Below are 16,148 nucleotides of genomic sequence, written 5' to 3' on the forward strand. Positions count from 1 at the left end.
CGGATTTCTGACGCCGGGGGGGACGGCCCGGCGGCGGGGCCGGCACCGGCATCACGTGGGCCCCGGCCCCGGCCCGTCCCCGCCCGCCGTCCCCGGGCCACCGCGCCGGGCGGGTCCGGAAACGCCGACGCGGCCCGGCCGGAGCCGGGCCGCGTCGGGGGCGGGCCCTACAGGAGCGGGTCGACGACGATCTCGATCGCCGTCGCGGCGGCCAGGGCGTTGGCCACGGCCTCCTCCCGGTCGGCGCCGTGGGCGACGATCTCGCCGACCCGCGCGCCCGAGGCGGTGAGCGGCGGCACCGTCCCGCCCGGCTCGACGGACACCCAGACGTACTCGACGCCGGGGGAGGACTGGGCGGCGTCGAGACCGCGCACCTCGCGCACCACGCCCGGGGCCGCGTCCACGAACCGGACCGCCGCCCCGCGGACCGGGGCCGCGGCCATCTCCGGCTCCTTCCCCTCCAGCACGTCGAGGTAGCCGCGGAACAGGTCGCTGCCGTAGGCGAGGCCGATCAGGAACGGGATGTAGCCCCCCGGGAGGCGGGCGGCGCATTCGAGGAGGTGGGGCACTCCGTCCCGGAGGATCCACTCGGCGTGCAGGATGCCGGTGCGGAACCCGGTCGCGGTGACCAGCGTGCGCATGGCCGGCTCCGCCGCCGCACCGGCCGGGGCCGGCACGACGTGACCGCGCTCGACCGGGTGCGGGCCGGGGTAGAGCTCCGTCTCGGTGGTGTTGAGGAAGACCACGCGGCCGTCCAGCACCAGCGCCTCGACGCTGAACTCGCCGCCGTGCAGCCACTCCTCGACCACGTAGCCGGACGCGCCCGCGTGCGCGGTGCGCAGGTGCGGCTGGTCGGCGGACGCCGTCCGCTTCCAGGCCTCGTCGAGGTCGTCCCCGGGGCCGAGGAGCTGGACGCCGAGGCTGCCCTGGAGGTGGGTCGGCTTCAGGACGCACTCCCCGCGGTGCGCGTCGCGGAAGCGGGCGACCTCCTCCGGGCCGTCGATCCGCTGCCAGTCCGGCTGGGCGACGCCGGCCGGCTGCGTGGCCTCCCGCAGCAGCGACTTGTCGCGGAAGAGCCGGACGGCGTCGGGCCCGCCGTTCGGCAGCCCCCACGCCTCCGCGAGCTCGGCGGCCGGGACGACCGTGTACTCCAGGGCGGGCAGCACGGCGCGGACGGCGTCCGGCCGGTCGACGTGGTCCGCGAGCCGGACGCTCCCGTTCTGGACGGGGGCCGCGACGAACCCGGCCGCGCAGCGGAACCTCGGGAGCTGCCCGGCGACGTCGCGGGCCTCGCAGATCGTCGGCTCCTCGACGACCAGGACCGAGCCGGGGGGCAGGACCCGCTCCAGCTGGTTCAGCAGGCCGACGCTGAATCCGACCACGACGTGGGTGACTTCGGGAGAGTCCATGTGCGTGTTCACGCCTCCTCGGCGGGGGTGGTGGTTGCTTCGATCCGGCTGAACGCCTCGTTCAGGACACGGTCGCAGGTGGCGGCGTCGGGCCCGGTGGCGACGACCGCGGCCAGCCGCGGCACCACGCCGCGGGGCGGGAGCAGCAGCCGCTGACCCGGCTCGGCCAGGGCCACCACCCTTTCCACGCCCGGCACCTCGCGGGCGCCGGAGACGTCCAGGCGGGCGACCGTGCCGTCCTGCGCGGGGTAGAGGAACCGCACCTCGGCGCAGTCGTCGCGGACCGGCCGCAGGTCGGGGACCAGGCCGAGGGCCGTGTCCAGGGCGGCGGCGGTCAGGTCCACGCCGGTGGCGAGCCGGCCGAGCAGCGGGATGAAGTCGCCGCCGAGCCGCCCGTTGAGCTCCACCAGGCGCGGGCCGCGGGCGGTGAGCCGCAGCTCGGCGTGGGTCACACCGGTGGTCACCCCGAGCGCCGCGTGGATCCGGGCGACCAGGTCGGTCGTCTCCCCGGCCCACGGCTCGTGGTGCCACGGCGCGACCAGGTGCCCGACCTCCTCGAAGAACGGGGGGTAGCCGATCCGCTTCCGCGCCAGGTTGACGGCGTGCACCTCGCCCGCGACCACCACGCAGTCCAGGCTGATCTCCGGACCGTCCAGGTACTCCTCGATCAGCAGGCCGTCGAGCGGGTCGAGGCCGGTGAACGCGGCCCGGTCGGCGTGCCGGTGCAGCTCGGTGAGCGCGGTGGGCGAGGCCGCCAGGACCACGCCGCTGCTGCCCGCCAGGGCCCGGGGCTTGACCACCACCGGGTACCCGATCGACTCCGCCGCCGCGAGTGCCTCGTCCAGGCCGTGCGCGACCGCGTAGCGCGCGGACGGCAGCCCGGCCTGCTCCAGCAGGCGCCGGGTCCGGAGCTTGTCGCGGCAGTTGCGGACCGCCTCCGGGGACATGTGGGGCAGCCCGAGCCGCTCGGCCGCCTCGGCGGTCCGCTCCAGCTGCACCTCGCTCCAGGTGAGCAGGCCGACCGGTCCGGTGTCTCCGGCCAGGGCCTCGGCGACGGCCCGGGTGAGCGCGTCGGCGTCCCCGGTGTCCGCCACCAGGTGGCCGGCCAGGTACGGCAGTTCCCAGTCGGCGGGCGCGTCGTTCACCGTGGACACCCGGCCGTGCGCCGCCGCGTCCCGGAGCGCGTACTCCCGGTAGACGCGGCCACCGGTGCCGACCAGGACCACGTGGGGCGGGCGGGCCGGGTCGACCGGCTCGCAGCGGTAGTCGAGCCGGTCGACCGTGCGCCTGATCGCGCGCTCCACGTCGGCGGTGGTGCGGCCGCGGAAGCGGAACCGCGCGCCGGAGTGCTCGTACCCGGGGAGGTCGGCCAGGTGGCGGCCCGGGGCCGGGAGCCGCTCGGCGTACGGCCCGTCCTCCAGGCCGGTCTGCGGCGTCGCGGCGAGGACCCGGCACGGGCGCGCGGCGGGGGTCGGGACGAGCAGCCAGCCGCCGTACTCGCCCTCGTCGTCGCCCTCGTGGTCACCCTCGTGCCCGTCCTCGGCCCGGTCCGCCGGGAACGGGAACGCGGGCAGCGGCCGGCCGAGCTGGATGTCGACGGCGGCGGCCATCAGGTCGACGCCGTGCACCTCGCGCCAGACGAACGGGACCTCCGCCCCGCCGGGCCGCGCGCCCACCTCCAGGACGTGGAACTCCGGTTCGGAGCCGTCCGCGGAGGCGAACAGTTCGAGGTGGAACACCCACGGCTCGGCCGACATCGCCAGCACGGCGCGCCGGGTGAACTCGCCGACGGCCTTGAGCAGCGCCGGGTCGTCGATCTCGGCCGAGCCGAGCGCGTCCCCCCGGGTGAAGTCCAGGCAGGTGTTGAGGTAGCGCGAGGCGCGCCAGACCCGCAGGTCGCCGTCCGCGGCGACCCCGTCGACGTGCAGGATCTCGTGCGGCACGTACGACTGCACCAGGACGGCGACGTCCGGCGGGAAGGCGTACGCCGCCAGGTCCTCCGGGCCGTCGAGCCGCGTGACGTGCGAACTCGCCGTCCCGCGGACCGGTTTGAGGATCACCGGCCAGCCGTGCCGGTCGGTGAAGCCGGCGACCGCCGCCCGGTCCGGGGCGGGCCCGGTGGCCGGGACCGGGACGCCTTGCGCGGCGAGCCTTCGGGCCATCGCCAGCTTGTCGCGGAACGGCCGCAGCCGGGCGGGTGTCTCGCCGGGCACGCCCAGCTCCTCACGGAGCTCGGCGGCGACGTCGAGGTCCACCTCGTGCAGCGCCACGATCCGCGCGGGCGCGCCGTGTTCGGCGGTCAGCCGGTCGACGGCGGCCCGCACCGCGGCGCGGTCCTCGGTGCTCGGGACGACGGCCACGGCGGCGGAGGCCGAGGCGGGGATCCCGGCCCGGCCGCCCGGGGTGGTCACGTAGCTGACCCGGTACGCGGTGTGGTCCAGGTAGGCGGCGTAGTCGGCGTAGGAGTCGGTCCACCGGTGGAGCACGACGACGTGGGCGGCGGCCGGGGCGGCGGACGGGGCTGAGGACGGGGCGGCGGGCACGGGCGGCTCCAGGGACGGCGGGCAGGGAACCCGGGTGTGAGGACCGGTTCGGGTGAGCGGTGGCCGGTTCAGGAGGCGGAGTCCGCCAGCCTGGCGACGGTTCCCCGGAGGAGGTCGAGGGTCAGGGCGTCGCCGAGGCCCATGGTCCGCAGGCGCAGTTCGAGCGCCTGCTCGCCCTCGTTGGTGACACGCAGGTAGCAGGGGTGCCCGATCCGGGAGAAGGGGTCCTCCCGGACCGGTCCGGTCTCGTCCTCGGCGCAGGGCGGCGGCGCCTCGCCCGGCAGGAAGTTGAAGGCGAAGGTCGCCCGGTAGGGGTCCCGGTCGCGGCGGACGGTGTCGCGCAGCGCGTCGACCTCGTCCACGTCGTACATCCCGTACCGGAAGGCGGTCAGGCTCCGGGTGTGGACGTGGCGGGCGTACGGCCCGAACTCCTCCGGGCCGGAGTCGAACGGGGCCGCCGCCCACTGGTTCATCGAGCTGACCACGCCGTTCCACGGAGGGACGAAGCGGTTGGAGGACATCAGCTGGCCGACCAGGGCGCCCGGTCCGGCCGCGAGCGCCGCGGTCCGGGCGAAGGCGGCCAGCACGACGCTGGACAGCGGCACGGAGAGCTCCTCGGCGAGCCGGCGCGCGGCGGCGTGGGCCGCCCGGGAGCGGACGGTGTACTGGACGGCCTCGTCCTGGGCGGTGCCGGGGCCCGCGGGGCCGAGCTGTGCGGCGGAGAGGCCGAAGACCCGCTCCCAGTAGCCGGTCAGCGCGGCCCGGCGCGCCCCGCGGCCGGTCGCGTGCTGCCACACCGCCAGCTCCCGGGGCGTGGGCGGCGGGGCGCCGTCCGACGGCTTGCCCCGCTCCAGGGCGGTGCGGAACCCGGACTCCAGGATGCCGAGGCTCCAGCCGTCCGCGACGATGTGGTGCTTGATCACCACGACCGCGCGGGGCCGGCCGTGCTCGGTCGCGACGCGGAACCGCCACGCGGGCGCGGCGCCCAGGTCGAAGGGCTCGGCGGCCAGCGCGGCGGTCATCCCGTCGAAGGTCTCGGCGGTGCACTCGACCACGCCGGCGTCGACTCCGTCGGCGGTCGGCAGCACCCGCTGGGACGGCGCGAACGGGTCCGACACGTCGTAGACGGTCCGCAGCGACTCGTGGCGCGCGGCGAGCGCGAGGACGGCGTCCTGCACCTCGGCGACGGTGACCCCGGCCCCGTCCTCGGGCGGGATCCACACCGTCCGGACGTTGGCCTCGTGCCACCGGCCGCGCGCCAGGTGCCTGACGTCGCGCCAGACCGACAGCTGGCCGTACGAGAGGGGAACCGGCTCGTTCACGGAGGACTCCGTTCGTTCGTGTGGCGCCCGACCTGCGCCCGAGGCTGACGCCGGGTCAGCCTAGGAGCGCCGCGTCGACCGGGAACAGGCAAGAGGGCGGCAGCCGGGGCCCCGGTCCGCAGGCAGCAAAGTTGCCTGCCGCTTACCTGGACGCGGCCGGGAACGCGTCCCACTGTGGGGGTGATGTTCCGTGACCCGTCGGGCCGACGACGAGAGGTGTTGCCGTGGCCGAGGAAGTGCCGGACCTCCGGCTGTTCACGACCGTTCCGCCGCCCGCGGACCGGCACGGCTACCTCGGGGTGGTCCGGCAGGCCGCCCGGCTGGCGGAGGAGGCCGGCTTCCGGGGGGCGCTCGTCTACTCCGACAACAACACGGTCGACCCCTGGGTCGTCGCCCAGGAGGTGCTCGCCGCCACCACCGACTTCGCCCCGCTGGTCGCCGTGCAGCCCGTGTACGCCCACCCGTACGCGGTCGCCCAGCGGATCGCGAGCTACGGCATGCTCTACGGGCGCCGGATCGCCCTCAACCTGGTGGCCGGCGGCGTCGTCGGCGACCTCACCGCACTGGGCGACGCGACCCCGCACGACGACCGCTACCTGCGGCTGACCGAGTACGCCCAGCTGGTCAGCCTGCTGCTGGCCGGTGCGGGCCCGGTGACCTTCGAGGGCCGCTACTACCGGGCCCGCAACCTGCCGCTGGCCCCCGCGCTGCCCGCCGGGCTGGCGCCGGAGCTGTACATGTCCGGCTCCTCCGAGGCCGGCCGCCGGGCGGCCGGGACGCTCGGCGCCGTCCCCGTCCGCTACCCCGTGCCGCCCGGCCCGGGCACCGAGGGGGATCTCGGCGGCCTCGACGGCGGGGGCGTCCGGATCGGGATCATCGCCCGCGACACCGACCGGGAGGCGTGGACCGTGGCCCACGAGCGCTTCCCGGCGAGCCGGGCCGGCCGGCTCGCGCAGATGCTGGCGCGCGGCGTCTCCGACTCGGAGTGGGTGGCCCGGCTGTCCGCCGCCGACGAGTTCCCCGGCGGGCCGGACAGCCCCTACTGGATGGGCCCGTTCCGCACCTACGCGACCTTCTGCCCCTACCTCGTGGGCAGCCACGAGAAGGTCGAGGCCGAGATCGCCCGCTACCTCGACGCCGGGTGCCGGACGTTCATCATGGACACCGCGCGCGCCGCGTCCGACTACACCGCCACGGCCGCGGCCTTCGCCGGGGCCCGGCGCCGCCGCCGCCGCGGCGGACCGGACGCGGCGCCGGTGGGACCGTGAACGCCGACACCGGTGTCGGAGCCGGCGCGGGCGTCGGGACCCCGGTGCTCCGGACCACCGACCCGCTCGCGCTGCGCCGGGTCTACGGCGCCTTCCCGACCGGCGTGACCGCGCTGGCGGCGCTGGTCGACGGCGAGCCGGTCGGGATGACCGCGTCGTCCTTCGTCCCGGTGTCGCTCGACCCGCCGCTGGTCTCCGTCTGCGCCGGGCTCGCCTCGACCACCTGGCCGCGGCTGCGGCGGACCGCCCGGCTCGGTGTGAGCGTGCTGAGCGGCGACCAGGAAGGTGTCTGCCGGCAGCTGTCCGCGCGCGGCGTCGAACGCTTCGCCGGGCTCGACTGGTACCGGACCGGGGAGGGCGCGGTCCTGCTGGACGGCGCGTGCGCCTGGTACGACTGCTCGGTCGAGCGCGAGATCACCGCCGGGGACCACCGGATCGTCCTGCTGCGGGTGCACGTCACGGGCGTCGACCCGCAGACCCCGCCCCTGGTCTTCCACGGCAGCCGCTACCGCCGGCTCGCCGGGTCCTGAGGACCGCGGTCAGCGGGCGACCCGCTGACCGCAGTGTCCGGGACGGTGCGCCTGCGGGCGGTCCGGCGGCGGGGCCGCGCCCTCCCGCGCGTACAGGTGGATCAGCCGCGGCACGGCGTAGACCGCCCGGTGCGCGGTGACCTCGTCGACCGGCGAGGTCACCATGCCGGCGCTGATCAGGGCCTCCAGCTCCCGCAGCGCGGCGCTCTCGTCGCAGTGGAGCGCGGCGGCGGCCTCGGCGAGGGTGAACGGGCGGGCCAGCGGGAGCCGCGCGAGGCGCAGCAGCGCCGCCCGGCCCGAGGGCGTCAGCTCGCGCCAGCAGCGCGCGAGGTGCGGGCGGACGGCGACGTCGCCGGCGGCGAGCTCGTCGAGCACCGCGTCCGGGTCGGCCAGCCGGGCGGCGTACTCGCGCAGCGGGAGGTGCCGCAGGACGGCGAGCTTCAGCCCGCCGGCGCGCACCGCGAGGGGCAGCATCCCGGTCGCGTCGACGATCTCCTCCGCGGCCGCGAGGTCGCTGCGCAGGCGGTCCGGGCCGATGATCCGGCCGAGCAGCTCCAGCGCCTCGTCCGGCGAGTAGGGGGGCGGTTCGACCCGGTGCACCGGCGCGAGGCCGGCCAGGTGGACGCGCGAGGTGACCACGGCGGCGCTCACGCCGTCGGCGGGCAGCAGCGCCCGGGCGACCGTCTCGTCCGGGACGTCGTCGAGGATCAGCAGCACCCTGCGGTCGGCCAGCCAGGCGTGCCACCGGGCGACCGTCCGGCAGGGGTCGTCGGCGGGCTGCTCGGCCATGCCGGCCAGCCGTGCGACGTCGCCCAGCACCTCCTGCCAGGACCGGGGCGACCCGTCCTCGGCGCGGGACCGCACCAGCATCCGGCCTTCCGGGAAGTCGGCCTGCAGCAGGTGCGCGATGCGGACGGCGAGCGTGGTCTTCCCGATCCCGGCGGGGCCCACCAGGGCCGCCACCCGGCCGCCGTCGACGAGCAGTTCCCGCAGCTCGCGCACCTGCTCCGCGCGGCCGGTGAAGTCCGCGGTGTCGGGCGGCAGGACGGTCCGGGCGGGTCCGCCGGCCGGACCCGGCCGGCCGCCGCCGCGCCGGGCGGCCAGGATGCGGCGGTACTGCCGCTCCAGGGCCGGGCTCGGCGACAGGCCCAGCTCGCGGGCCAGCAGCTGCCGGTACCGGTCGTAGGCGGCCAGGGCCTCGGCCTGGCGGCCCAGCACGTGCAGGGTGTTCATCCGGGCCGCCTGCAGCCGTTCGCGCAGCGGGTGCCGTTCGATCAGCTCGCCGACGCCCTCCGCGACCGCGGCGATGGCGCCGCCGCGTTCCAGCTCCGTCTCGGCCCAGTCCTCGTAGCCGCCGAGGCAGCGCTCCTCCAGCCGGGCGGCCTCGGCCCGGACCATGGGGGAGCAGCGCAGGCCGGCGAACGGGTCGCCCTGCCAGAGGTCCAGTGCCTGGCGGAACAGGCCCGCCGCCGCGTCGAGTTCGCCGGCGACCGCGGCGGTCCGGCCGGCCTGGGCGAGGTCCTGGAACCGCGAGACGTCGTACTCCGACCGCTCCGTCCGCAGGCAGTAGCCGCCGTAGTCGTGGACGATCCGGGCCCGGTCGCCGTCGCCGCCCTCGCCGGCCTCGTCGCCGAGCAGCCGGCGCAGGGCGGACACGTAGACGTGGAGGTTCTTGCGGGCCGTCCGCGGCGGCTCGTCCTGCCAGACGGCCTCCGTCAGCAGCTCCAGCGAGACGGGGCGGTTGGGGCAGCAGAGCAGCATGGCCAGGACCAGCCGCTGTTTGGGCGGTCCGAGCGGCACCGGCCGGCCGGCGACCTCGACCTGGAGGGGGCCGAGGACCGAGAACCGCACTGTGGTCCGCCGCTGCTCGTCCAAGGACTCCTCCAACGGGTGTCGGTCGCGGTGGTCCGGCGTGGCGGGGGCGTCGCCCGGGACCGCTCGCATCGGGCCGGTCCGGCCGGCGCCCTGCCGGGGGGCGGGCCGCCGCCCCCACCGTGATCTTCCCGATCCTCGCGCGGCCGGACAACGGGGGACTCTGCCTATGTTCTGGCCGCGGCCCCCGACCAGTCCGGTCCGCCCGCCCCCATGAACCGGACGGCGCGAGCAGTCGGTCCCGTACCTGCCGCGGGCCGCTCGGGCCGGGCGGGTGCGAACCGGTCACCGTCCCCGGAGGGGCGGTGACCGGTTCCGTCCGCGGTGACCGGCCCGCCGCTCAGATCAGCGTGCGCCAGTAGTACCAGAAGCGGTTGAGGACCAGCAGGGCGATCACCGCGTACCAGAGCACCGGGACCACCCAGTGGTAGCGGGCCGCCTCGCGGACCGCCGGGCGCAGGGCGCGCGGCACCGGGAGGACGCCGGAGCGCAGGTTGTGCAGGGTGGTGTACCAGAACAGCGGGATCATCGCCGCCCAGACCACCATGCAGTACGGGCAGAGCGCGCCGATCCGGTACAGCGCCTGGTACGTCAGCCAGCTCACGAAGCCGATGCCGAAGACCGTCCCGGCCTGCAGCCCCAGCCAGAACCAGCGCCGGTAGGAGGCCCCGGCCAGCAGCCCGGCGCCGATCGTCAGGACGACGGCGAAGCCGGCCAGGCCGAGCAGCGAGTTCGGGAAGCCGAAGGCCTCGGCCTGGTCGCTGCGCATGATCGAGCCGCAGCTGATGATCGGGTTGATGTTGCAGTTGGGGACGTAGGACGGATCCTCCAGCAGCCGGATCTTGTCCAGCGTGAGGACGGCGGAGGCGAACAGCCCGAGCGCTCCGCCGATCACCAGCAGCAGGGCGAACGGCCGGCTCGCGCCGAGGCCGGCGCGGCGGGCGGGTGCGCCGCTCCCGGGTGCGCCGGGACCGGTCGCGGGGGCGGCGGCGGTCACCCGGTCACCTGCTTGACCATGGCGGTGAAGCGCTCCGGGGTGGCGGGGGCGCCGCCCGAGAAGACGTCGAGCTTCTTGCCGTCCAGCCGGACGGTCGGGGTGCCGGTGACGCCGCTCTTGTCGAAGGCCTTGTTGACCTGCTCGGCCCAGGGCACGTACGTGCCGTCCTGGACCGCCTTGACGAAGCCGTCGGTCTTCAGGCCCGGCACCTGGCCGGCCAGGTCGAGCAGGTGGTTGACGTCGGCGAAGGCGTCGTCCCGCTCGTCCGGCTGGTTGGCGTAGAGCACGTCGTGGAACTGCTTGAACTTGTCCACGCCCTCGTTCAGCGCCGCACCGGCGGCGGCCAGCGCGGTCCGCGAGCCCTTGCCGCCGAGGCCCTGGTCGAGGAAGGTCGCCAGGCGGTACTCGATCTTGTACGTGCCGGCGTCGGCGAGCTGCTGCATGGTCGCGCCGGTGGTGGTCTCCAGCTGCTCGCAGTAGGGGCAGCGGAAGTCCTCGTACACCTCCAGGGTGTGCGGGGCGTCGGCCTTGCCGTAGGTGATCACGGTGCCGTCGGCGCCCGCGTTGGCCGGGGTGACCAGCGGCCCCGTGGCCGCGGTGTCGCCGGAGCCGGAGGAGCCGCCGACGGCGAAGGCCACGCCCGCCGCGAGGGCGAGCACGGCGGCGGAGGCGACGCCGACCACGGTGCGGCGGCGGATCCGGGCGGACCGCTCGGTGCGCTCGCGCTCCTCGCGCATCCGCTCGGTGGCGGCCCGGCGGGCGGCGGCCCTGGCGGACGCCTTGGGGCCGGTGGCGCCCTTGGTGTTCTTGGGGTTCTTCGGGTTCTTCGGGGCGGTGCTCATGGTGACGTCGTCCTGGTGCTCGTGGCGTGCGTGCGGGCGCGGCGGGACGACCGGCGGAGGACCACCGGGGAGACGGGGTCGCTCAGCAGGCCGGCGCGGACACCGGGGGGCCGCGCCGGACGGCGGGCCGGAGCAGGACGGACTCGGCCGGTACCCGGACCCGGCTGGCGCGCGGGAACGGCATCCGGACGACCGGGCGGGCCGGGCGCGGCGCGACGAGCAGCAGCACCCAGCGGCCGGCGGCGGAGAGGAAGCGCCGGGCGAAGTCCCCGAGCATCCGGACCGACCCGGCCAGGCCGGTCAGCGCGGCGTCGGCACGGCGCAGCCAGAAGGCGGCGGCCAGCGCGATCGCCGAGTGCAGCAGCAGGAGCAGCAGCAGGCTGGTCGGTCGGGAGAGGCCGTGACCGACCAGGAACCCGCCGAGCGAGCCACCGCCGCAGAGCAGCGGTTCGAGGCCGCGGGCGGCGCCCGGCGGCAGCGAGGGGCAGGTGGACTGGGCGAGGTCGAACAGGGCGCTCAGGCCGAGCTGCAACGGCAGGAAGACCGCCGCGACGGCCCGGTAGCCGCGCTCGCGGCCGGCCAGCGCGAACGCCACCGCGAAGACGGCGGCCCCGGCCACGGCCAGCGTGCCGAGCGGCAGCGGGCGGCCGGTGACCAGCACCTGGCCGAGCCCGGCGAGCAGCACGAGCAGCGCGGCGAAGACCGCCGCGCGGAGCGTCCTGGAAGCCGGGCCGACCGGGCCGGTGTGGGTCTGCATAGGATCCGAGTCTGCCACAGGTTGAAACCCGGACGACTGTTCCGGGCGCCCCCTGTGAAGATCCTCACCACAGCCCTGAGCTGCACTTATGGGCCGTTTACGTCCTGGGTGCCGGGCGCCGCGACGACCGGTTCGGCGGGCCGGGAGGCAGCCGCCATCCGGGCCTCGACCAGCTCCCGGAACAGCTCCAGGTCGGCCCGGACGGTCCGCTCGATCGCCCCGGCCTGGGCGAAACCGCGCGGCCCGCCGAACGCCTCGTGCACCGCCTCCGGGTCGTACTCCACCCGGACCTGGAGCCGGGTGTGCTCCCGGTCGAGCGCCAGCAGGGCGAAGGCGCCGTGCAGGTCGAGGCCGTCCAGGGTGCGCCAGGCCATCACCCGGCCCCGGCCCCGGTCGGTGATCTCGGTCTCGACGTCGTGCTCGCTGCCGGAGACCTCGACCCCGAGGTGGGCGAGGTTGCGGCCGTGCGGGTGGGCGCTGCGGACGCCGTCGACGAAGCGCGGGTAGTCGTGGACGCGGTGCAGCTGCTCCCAGGCGGCGAGCACCGGGGCGTCGATGTCGATCTGTTCCTCCAGCGTGCACATGGCGGGGCGGCCTCCCTCGGTGGTGCGCGGTCCACCTCCCAGCCTGCGCCGGGGGTGGCCGGTCGGCAAAGAGAGCCGCCGGGGCCGCGGTGCGCGGTGGTGCTGTGCGTGGTCGCAGCGGGGGCGGAGCGCGGGCGGCTGCGCGAGACTGGGCGCATGCCGGAGCTGCCCGAGGTCGAGGCCCTCACCGCCTACCTGTCCGAGCGGCTGACCGGGCGCGTGATCGCCCGGGTCCAGCCGGTGGCGATCAGTGCGCTGAAGACGTACGACCCGCCGGTCACGGCGCTGGAGGGGCGCACGGTGGGGCCGGTCGTCCGGCACGGGAAGTTCCTGGACGTCGCCGCCGGGGACCTGCACCTGGTCCACCTGGCCCGCGCGGGCTGGCTGCGCTGGAAGGAGAGCCTGCCCGCGGAGCCGCCGCGGCCGGGCGGGCGGAACCCGCTCGCCCTGCGGGTGCGGCTCGACGGGCCGGACGGGGACGGGTTCGACCTCACCGAGGCGGGCACCAGGAAGGGCCTCGCGGTGTACGTGGTGCGGGACCCCGCGGAGGTCCCGGGGGTGGCCCGGCTCGGCCCGGACCCGCTCGACCCCGGATTCACCCCGGAGCGCTTCGCCGAACTGCTGCACGGCGAGAAGCGCCGGATCAAGGGCGTGCTGCGGGACCAGGGCGTGCTGGCCGGCGTCGGCAACGCCTACTCGGACGAGGTGCTGCACGCGGCCCGGATGTCCCCCTACAAGCTGGCGTCGAGCCTGTCCGAGGAGGAGACGGCGCATCTGTACGAGGCGCTCGGGTCGACGCTGCGCGACGCGGTGGAGCGCTCCCGGGGGCTGGCGGCGGGGGAGCTGAAGGCGGAGAAGAAGCTCGGCCTGCGGGTGCACGGCCGGACCGGGCGGCCGTGCCCGGTCTGCGGGGACACCGTGCGGGAGGTGTCGCTCGCCGACTCGTCGTTCCAGTACTGCCCGACCTGTCAGACCGGGGGCCGGCTGCTGGCGGACCGGCGGCTCTCCCGGCTGCTCAAGTAGCCCGCCGGTCCCGCCCGTGCCCCCGTCCCTGCCCCTGCCCCCGTCCGTGGCCCCGACCCGGCCCCGCGGTCGGTGCGCAGGCCGGCCCCCGGCGTGCGGGGGCCGGGCCCGTCGTGGGCGTTCAGAGCTTGCGGGCGACGCCGCCCCAGTAGTACGCGGCGTACGGGTCGGCCGGCTGCTCGCCGTCCGGGTGCCAGGCCATGACCGGGGAGACGCCCGGCTCGATCAGCTCCCAGCCGTCGAAGAACCGGGAGACCTCCTCCTTGGTGCGCGGGACGAGGGTCATGCCGCCGGCCCGCGCGGCGTCGGCGACCTTGCCGACGGCCACCGGGTCGAAGTCCTGGGTGGGGTGGGTGAGCGCGAGGAAGCTGCCGGCCGGCAGGGCGTCCCGCAGCGCGGCGACCTTGCCCCACGGGTCGTCCTCGTCGGCGATCAGCATCAGGACGGCGATCATCAGCAGGCCGACCGGCTGGGAGAGGTCCAGCGTGGAGGTGAGCGCCGGGTCGGACAGCAGTTCGGCGGGCTTGCCGAGGTCGGCGTGGATGTAGGTGGTGCGGCTGGCCGGGGTGGAGACCATCAGCGCGCGGGCGTGGGCCAGCACGATCGGGTCGTTGTCCACGTACACCACCCGGGTGCCGGGGCTGGCCGCCTCGGCGATCTCGTGGGTGTTCGGCGACGTCGGGATGCCGGTGCCGAGGTCGAGGAACTGGCGGATGCCCTGCTGCTCGGCCAGGTGGCGGACGGCGCGGCCCTGGAAGGCGCGGTTCTCCTTGGCCATCGCCTTGACGCTGGGCACGGCCTGCTCGATGGCCTGACCCATGGCGCGGTCCGGCGGGAAGTTGGTCTTCCCGCCCAGCCAGTAGTCGTAGACGCGGGCGGAGTGCGGGGCGCTGGTGTCGACCCCGTACTTCTCCCACTGGCTGAGCTCGGCGGCGTCGTTGTCGGGCTGGTCGGCGAAGTCCTGACTCGTCGTCATGGCCACGTCCTCTGAAGACAGATCATCACACTGGGAGAGGTCAGACTAGCGGGCCCGGCCCGGCTCCGGTCGGGGGGAGGGGGGATGAGCTGCGGTTTGGTCCGTCAGGGTGGTGATCGAGCTCGTCGGAGTTGCCGCCGGGAGGCGGGGCGGTGAACGGGGGAGACATTCGACATGCTGTCTGATCGTCAGATTACTTCGCGAAGATTGCTGCTGGTCGCGGCCGGGATGTCGCTGCTCGGGATCGCCGGCTGCCGGGGTCCGGCCGAGGGCGGGGGAGGGGGTGCGGCGGAGGGCGCCGAGGCCGCCGGCCCGCCCGGCCCGGGCGCGGTACCCGGCTCCGCCGACCCGTCGCCCCCGGCGGAACCCTCCCCGTCCCCGTCGCCGTCCGCGGCGCCCTCCCCGACCGCCGCCCCGTCGGTGCCACCACCGGTGGCGCGGGCGCTGACGGCGGCCGAGACCCGGCCCGTGTACGAGCTGGACGCCGAGCGCCGGGTGGTCGCGCTCACCATCGACGACGGTCCCGACCCCCGCCACACCCCGACCGTCCTGGCGCTGCTGGAGCAGTACGGGATCCGGGCCACCTTCTTCCTGATCGGGGAGAACGCGGTCGAACACCCCGGGCTGGTCCGGGAGATCGCCGCCCGGGGCCACCACATCGCCAATCACACCTGGTCCCACCCCGACCTGCGGAGCCTCTCCGAGTCGAAGGTCCGAGAGGAGCTGGAACGCACCTCGGACCTGCTGCACCGGTCCACCGGGAAGGTGCCGACCTGGTTCCGCGCCCCCGGCGGGGACTGGTCCTCGACGTCGCTCAAGGTGAGCGCCGACCTGGGGATGCGGCCGATGGCCTGGTCGGTGGACCCCCGGGACTGGGCCCGCCCGGGGACGGGCGTGATCACCGACCGGATCCTCAAGGACGTCCGGCCCGGGGCGATCGTGCTCAACCACGACGGTGGCGGGGACCGTTCGCAGACCGTGGCGGCGCTGAAGACGTACCTGCCGGTGCTGATCGACTCGGGGTACCGCTTCACCGCGCCGCCGGGGTAAAACGGGGCGGCGGCGGCGCCGACGACGGCCGTGCGGTGACGGAAGGTAGCGGGAAATGGTGCTAAACCACCCGAAAGGATGGATTAGCAGAATCGTTTCACCGATTTTTGGGCCTCTAGGGTGAACTCGCATCAATTACCCAGGTACCACCCGGTACCGCCCTGAAAGGGCCACCCGCCATGCGTCTCCGCAACGCCGTGCTCGCCGCCACCAGCGCCGTCGCTCTCGTCCTCGCCGTCCCGGTCTCCGCCAACGCCGCCGACGGCGTCTTCCGCTACACCTATCTGGACGGCGGGTCCGGGCAGCGTGGCGAGCTCGTCGATCCGGCGAGCGAGACGTGCATCGACCTCCCGGGGGCCACCGAGGCCGACCCGGCCTTCGCTCCCGTCAACCGGACCGGCGGGACCTCCGTCGTCTTCCTGGAATTCGGGTGCGGGGGCGACGTCTACTACACGCTGAAGCCGGGTGGCTCGGCCGGGCGGCGCCTCCACGTCCGCTCGGTGCTGTTCTCGTAGCGGAGCCGTCCGGGCCGCCGCGCCTCCGCACGGCGAATTCGTACGAAGCGCGGGACAAGCGGGGAATTGGTTGAGACCATTCCGGTGAACCGGCCGTGAACGCGGGCCGGTCGACTGCGCGACGACACCGGGAGCGACCGTGCCGATTCGAACAGCCGGGCTCCCCGCCCGGGCCCGCGGAGTGTTCGTCCTCGCAGCCGTGCTGCTCCTCGCGGCCGTCGGCTTCGGCGTGCAGCGGGCGGCCGGCGGCGGGGACGCCGGGTCCGGCGGAGGCGCCGCCCCGGCCGCCGCCCCGGCGGGGCCGCGCACCGCCGACCGGATCGTCCCGGCGCCGCTCTCCGCCACCACCGGCTCCGGGCCCGGCTACCGGCTCACCGCCCGCACCCCCGAGCGCCTCGCCCCGGGCCCCCACACCCGGCGGCAGCTGCGCCCGCCGCTGAGCGCGGGCGGGCGCGAAAAC

The 16,148-nt window shown here is 75.8% G+C and carries 14 protein-coding genes and 1 pseudogene; 6 read left to right on the plus strand and 9 right to left on the minus strand.

Annotated features, from left to right (window positions below):
• Positions 1 to 167: 167 nt before the first annotated feature.
• The 3 genes from ACFWOG_RS27720 to ACFWOG_RS27730 all read right to left on the minus strand — a co-directional run bounded on the left by ACFWOG_RS27720 (position 168) and on the right by ACFWOG_RS27730 (position 5,274).
• Complete coding sequence (locus ACFWOG_RS27720) at positions 168 to 1,409, minus strand: ATP-grasp domain-containing protein (RefSeq protein ID WP_380361382.1); 1,242 nt, start codon at positions 1,407 to 1,409, stop codon at positions 168 to 170.
• A gap of 8 nt (positions 1,410 to 1,417) precedes the next feature.
• Positions 1,418 to 3,952, minus strand: a complete 2,535-nt coding sequence (locus tag ACFWOG_RS27725) for an ATP-grasp domain-containing protein (RefSeq protein WP_380361383.1) — start codon at positions 3,950 to 3,952, stop codon at positions 1,418 to 1,420.
• A gap of 68 nt (positions 3,953 to 4,020) precedes the next feature.
• On the minus strand, positions 4,021 to 5,274 hold the full coding sequence (locus tag ACFWOG_RS27730) for a condensation domain-containing protein (RefSeq protein ID WP_380361384.1): 1,254 nt from the start codon (positions 5,272 to 5,274) through the stop codon (positions 4,021 to 4,023).
• Between the two features lie 224 nt (positions 5,275 to 5,498).
• Here ACFWOG_RS27730 and ACFWOG_RS27735 point away from each other — a divergent pair, with 224 nt between their 5' ends.
• Together ACFWOG_RS27735 and ACFWOG_RS27740 are read left to right on the plus strand one after the other, a co-directional pair.
• Positions 5,499 to 6,542: an LLM class flavin-dependent oxidoreductase gene (locus ACFWOG_RS27735; protein WP_380361385.1), complete on the plus strand. Its 1,044-nt coding sequence runs from the start codon at positions 5,499 to 5,501 to the stop codon at positions 6,540 to 6,542.
• The gene (locus ACFWOG_RS27740; RefSeq protein ID WP_380361386.1) at positions 6,539 to 7,072 is read left to right on the plus strand and encodes a flavin reductase family protein; all 534 of its coding nucleotides are present in this window, start codon (positions 6,539 to 6,541) and stop codon (positions 7,070 to 7,072) included. The genes ACFWOG_RS27735 and ACFWOG_RS27740 overlap by 4 nt, the downstream gene beginning before the upstream one ends.
• A 9-nt stretch (positions 7,073 to 7,081) precedes the next feature.
• Here ACFWOG_RS27740 and ACFWOG_RS27745 read toward each other — a convergent pair whose 3' ends face one another.
• The 5 genes from ACFWOG_RS27745 to ACFWOG_RS27765 form a co-directional block, all read right to left on the minus strand.
• The gene (locus tag ACFWOG_RS27745) at positions 7,082 to 9,016 is read right to left on the minus strand and encodes a BTAD domain-containing putative transcriptional regulator (protein ID WP_380361387.1); all 1,935 of its coding nucleotides are present in this window, start codon (positions 9,014 to 9,016) and stop codon (positions 7,082 to 7,084) included.
• 268 nt (positions 9,017 to 9,284) lie between these two features.
• Entirely contained in the window at positions 9,285 to 9,941 is a 657-nt protein-coding gene (locus ACFWOG_RS27750; protein WP_380361388.1) for a vitamin K epoxide reductase family protein, read from the minus strand.
• Entirely contained in the window at positions 9,938 to 10,783 is an 846-nt protein-coding gene (locus ACFWOG_RS27755) for a DsbA family protein (RefSeq protein WP_380361389.1), read from the minus strand. The genes ACFWOG_RS27750 and ACFWOG_RS27755 overlap by 4 nt, the downstream gene beginning before the upstream one ends.
• 82 nt (positions 10,784 to 10,865) lie before the next feature.
• Positions 10,866 to 11,540 carry a hypothetical protein gene (locus ACFWOG_RS27760; protein WP_329952640.1) on the minus strand — a complete coding sequence of 225 codons (675 nt, stop codon included), beginning with the start codon at positions 11,538 to 11,540 and terminating at the stop codon, positions 10,866 to 10,868.
• Positions 11,541 to 11,626: 86 nt separating this feature from the next.
• Positions 11,627 to 12,124, minus strand: a complete 498-nt coding sequence (locus ACFWOG_RS27765) for an SRPBCC family protein (RefSeq protein WP_380361390.1) — start codon at positions 12,122 to 12,124, stop codon at positions 11,627 to 11,629.
• 156 nt (positions 12,125 to 12,280) lie between these two features.
• Here ACFWOG_RS27765 and ACFWOG_RS27770 point away from each other — a divergent pair, with 156 nt between their 5' ends.
• Positions 12,281 to 13,147: an Fpg/Nei family DNA glycosylase gene (locus ACFWOG_RS27770; RefSeq protein ID WP_380361391.1), complete on the plus strand. Its 867-nt coding sequence runs from the start codon at positions 12,281 to 12,283 to the stop codon at positions 13,145 to 13,147.
• Positions 13,148 to 13,268: 121 nt separating this feature from the next.
• On the opposite strand, the gene ACFWOG_RS27775 is transcribed toward ACFWOG_RS27770, so the two are convergent.
• The gene (locus ACFWOG_RS27775; protein ID WP_329884366.1) at positions 13,269 to 14,123 is read right to left on the minus strand and encodes an SAM-dependent methyltransferase; all 855 of its coding nucleotides are present in this window, start codon (positions 14,121 to 14,123) and stop codon (positions 13,269 to 13,271) included.
• 207 nt (positions 14,124 to 14,330) lie between these two features.
• On the opposite strand from ACFWOG_RS27775, the gene ACFWOG_RS27780 reads away from it, so the two are divergent.
• The 3 genes and pseudogenes from ACFWOG_RS27780 to ACFWOG_RS27790 form a co-directional block, all read left to right on the plus strand.
• Entirely contained in the window at positions 14,331 to 15,173 is an 843-nt protein-coding gene (locus tag ACFWOG_RS27780; protein WP_380361392.1) for a polysaccharide deacetylase family protein, read from the plus strand.
• A gap of 179 nt (positions 15,174 to 15,352) precedes the next feature.
• Positions 15,353 to 15,688, plus strand: coding sequence for a hypothetical protein (locus tag ACFWOG_RS27785; protein ID WP_329952644.1), 336 nt, complete (start codon positions 15,353 to 15,355; stop codon positions 15,686 to 15,688).
• A 139-nt stretch (positions 15,689 to 15,827) separates the two neighbouring features.
• Positions 15,828 to 16,148, plus strand: a pseudogene (locus ACFWOG_RS27790) (hypothetical protein); the annotation flags it as partial.

The organism is Kitasatospora sp. NPDC058406 (genome assembly GCF_042722765.1).
Lineage (GTDB): Bacteria > Actinomycetota > Actinomycetes > Streptomycetales > Streptomycetaceae > Kitasatospora.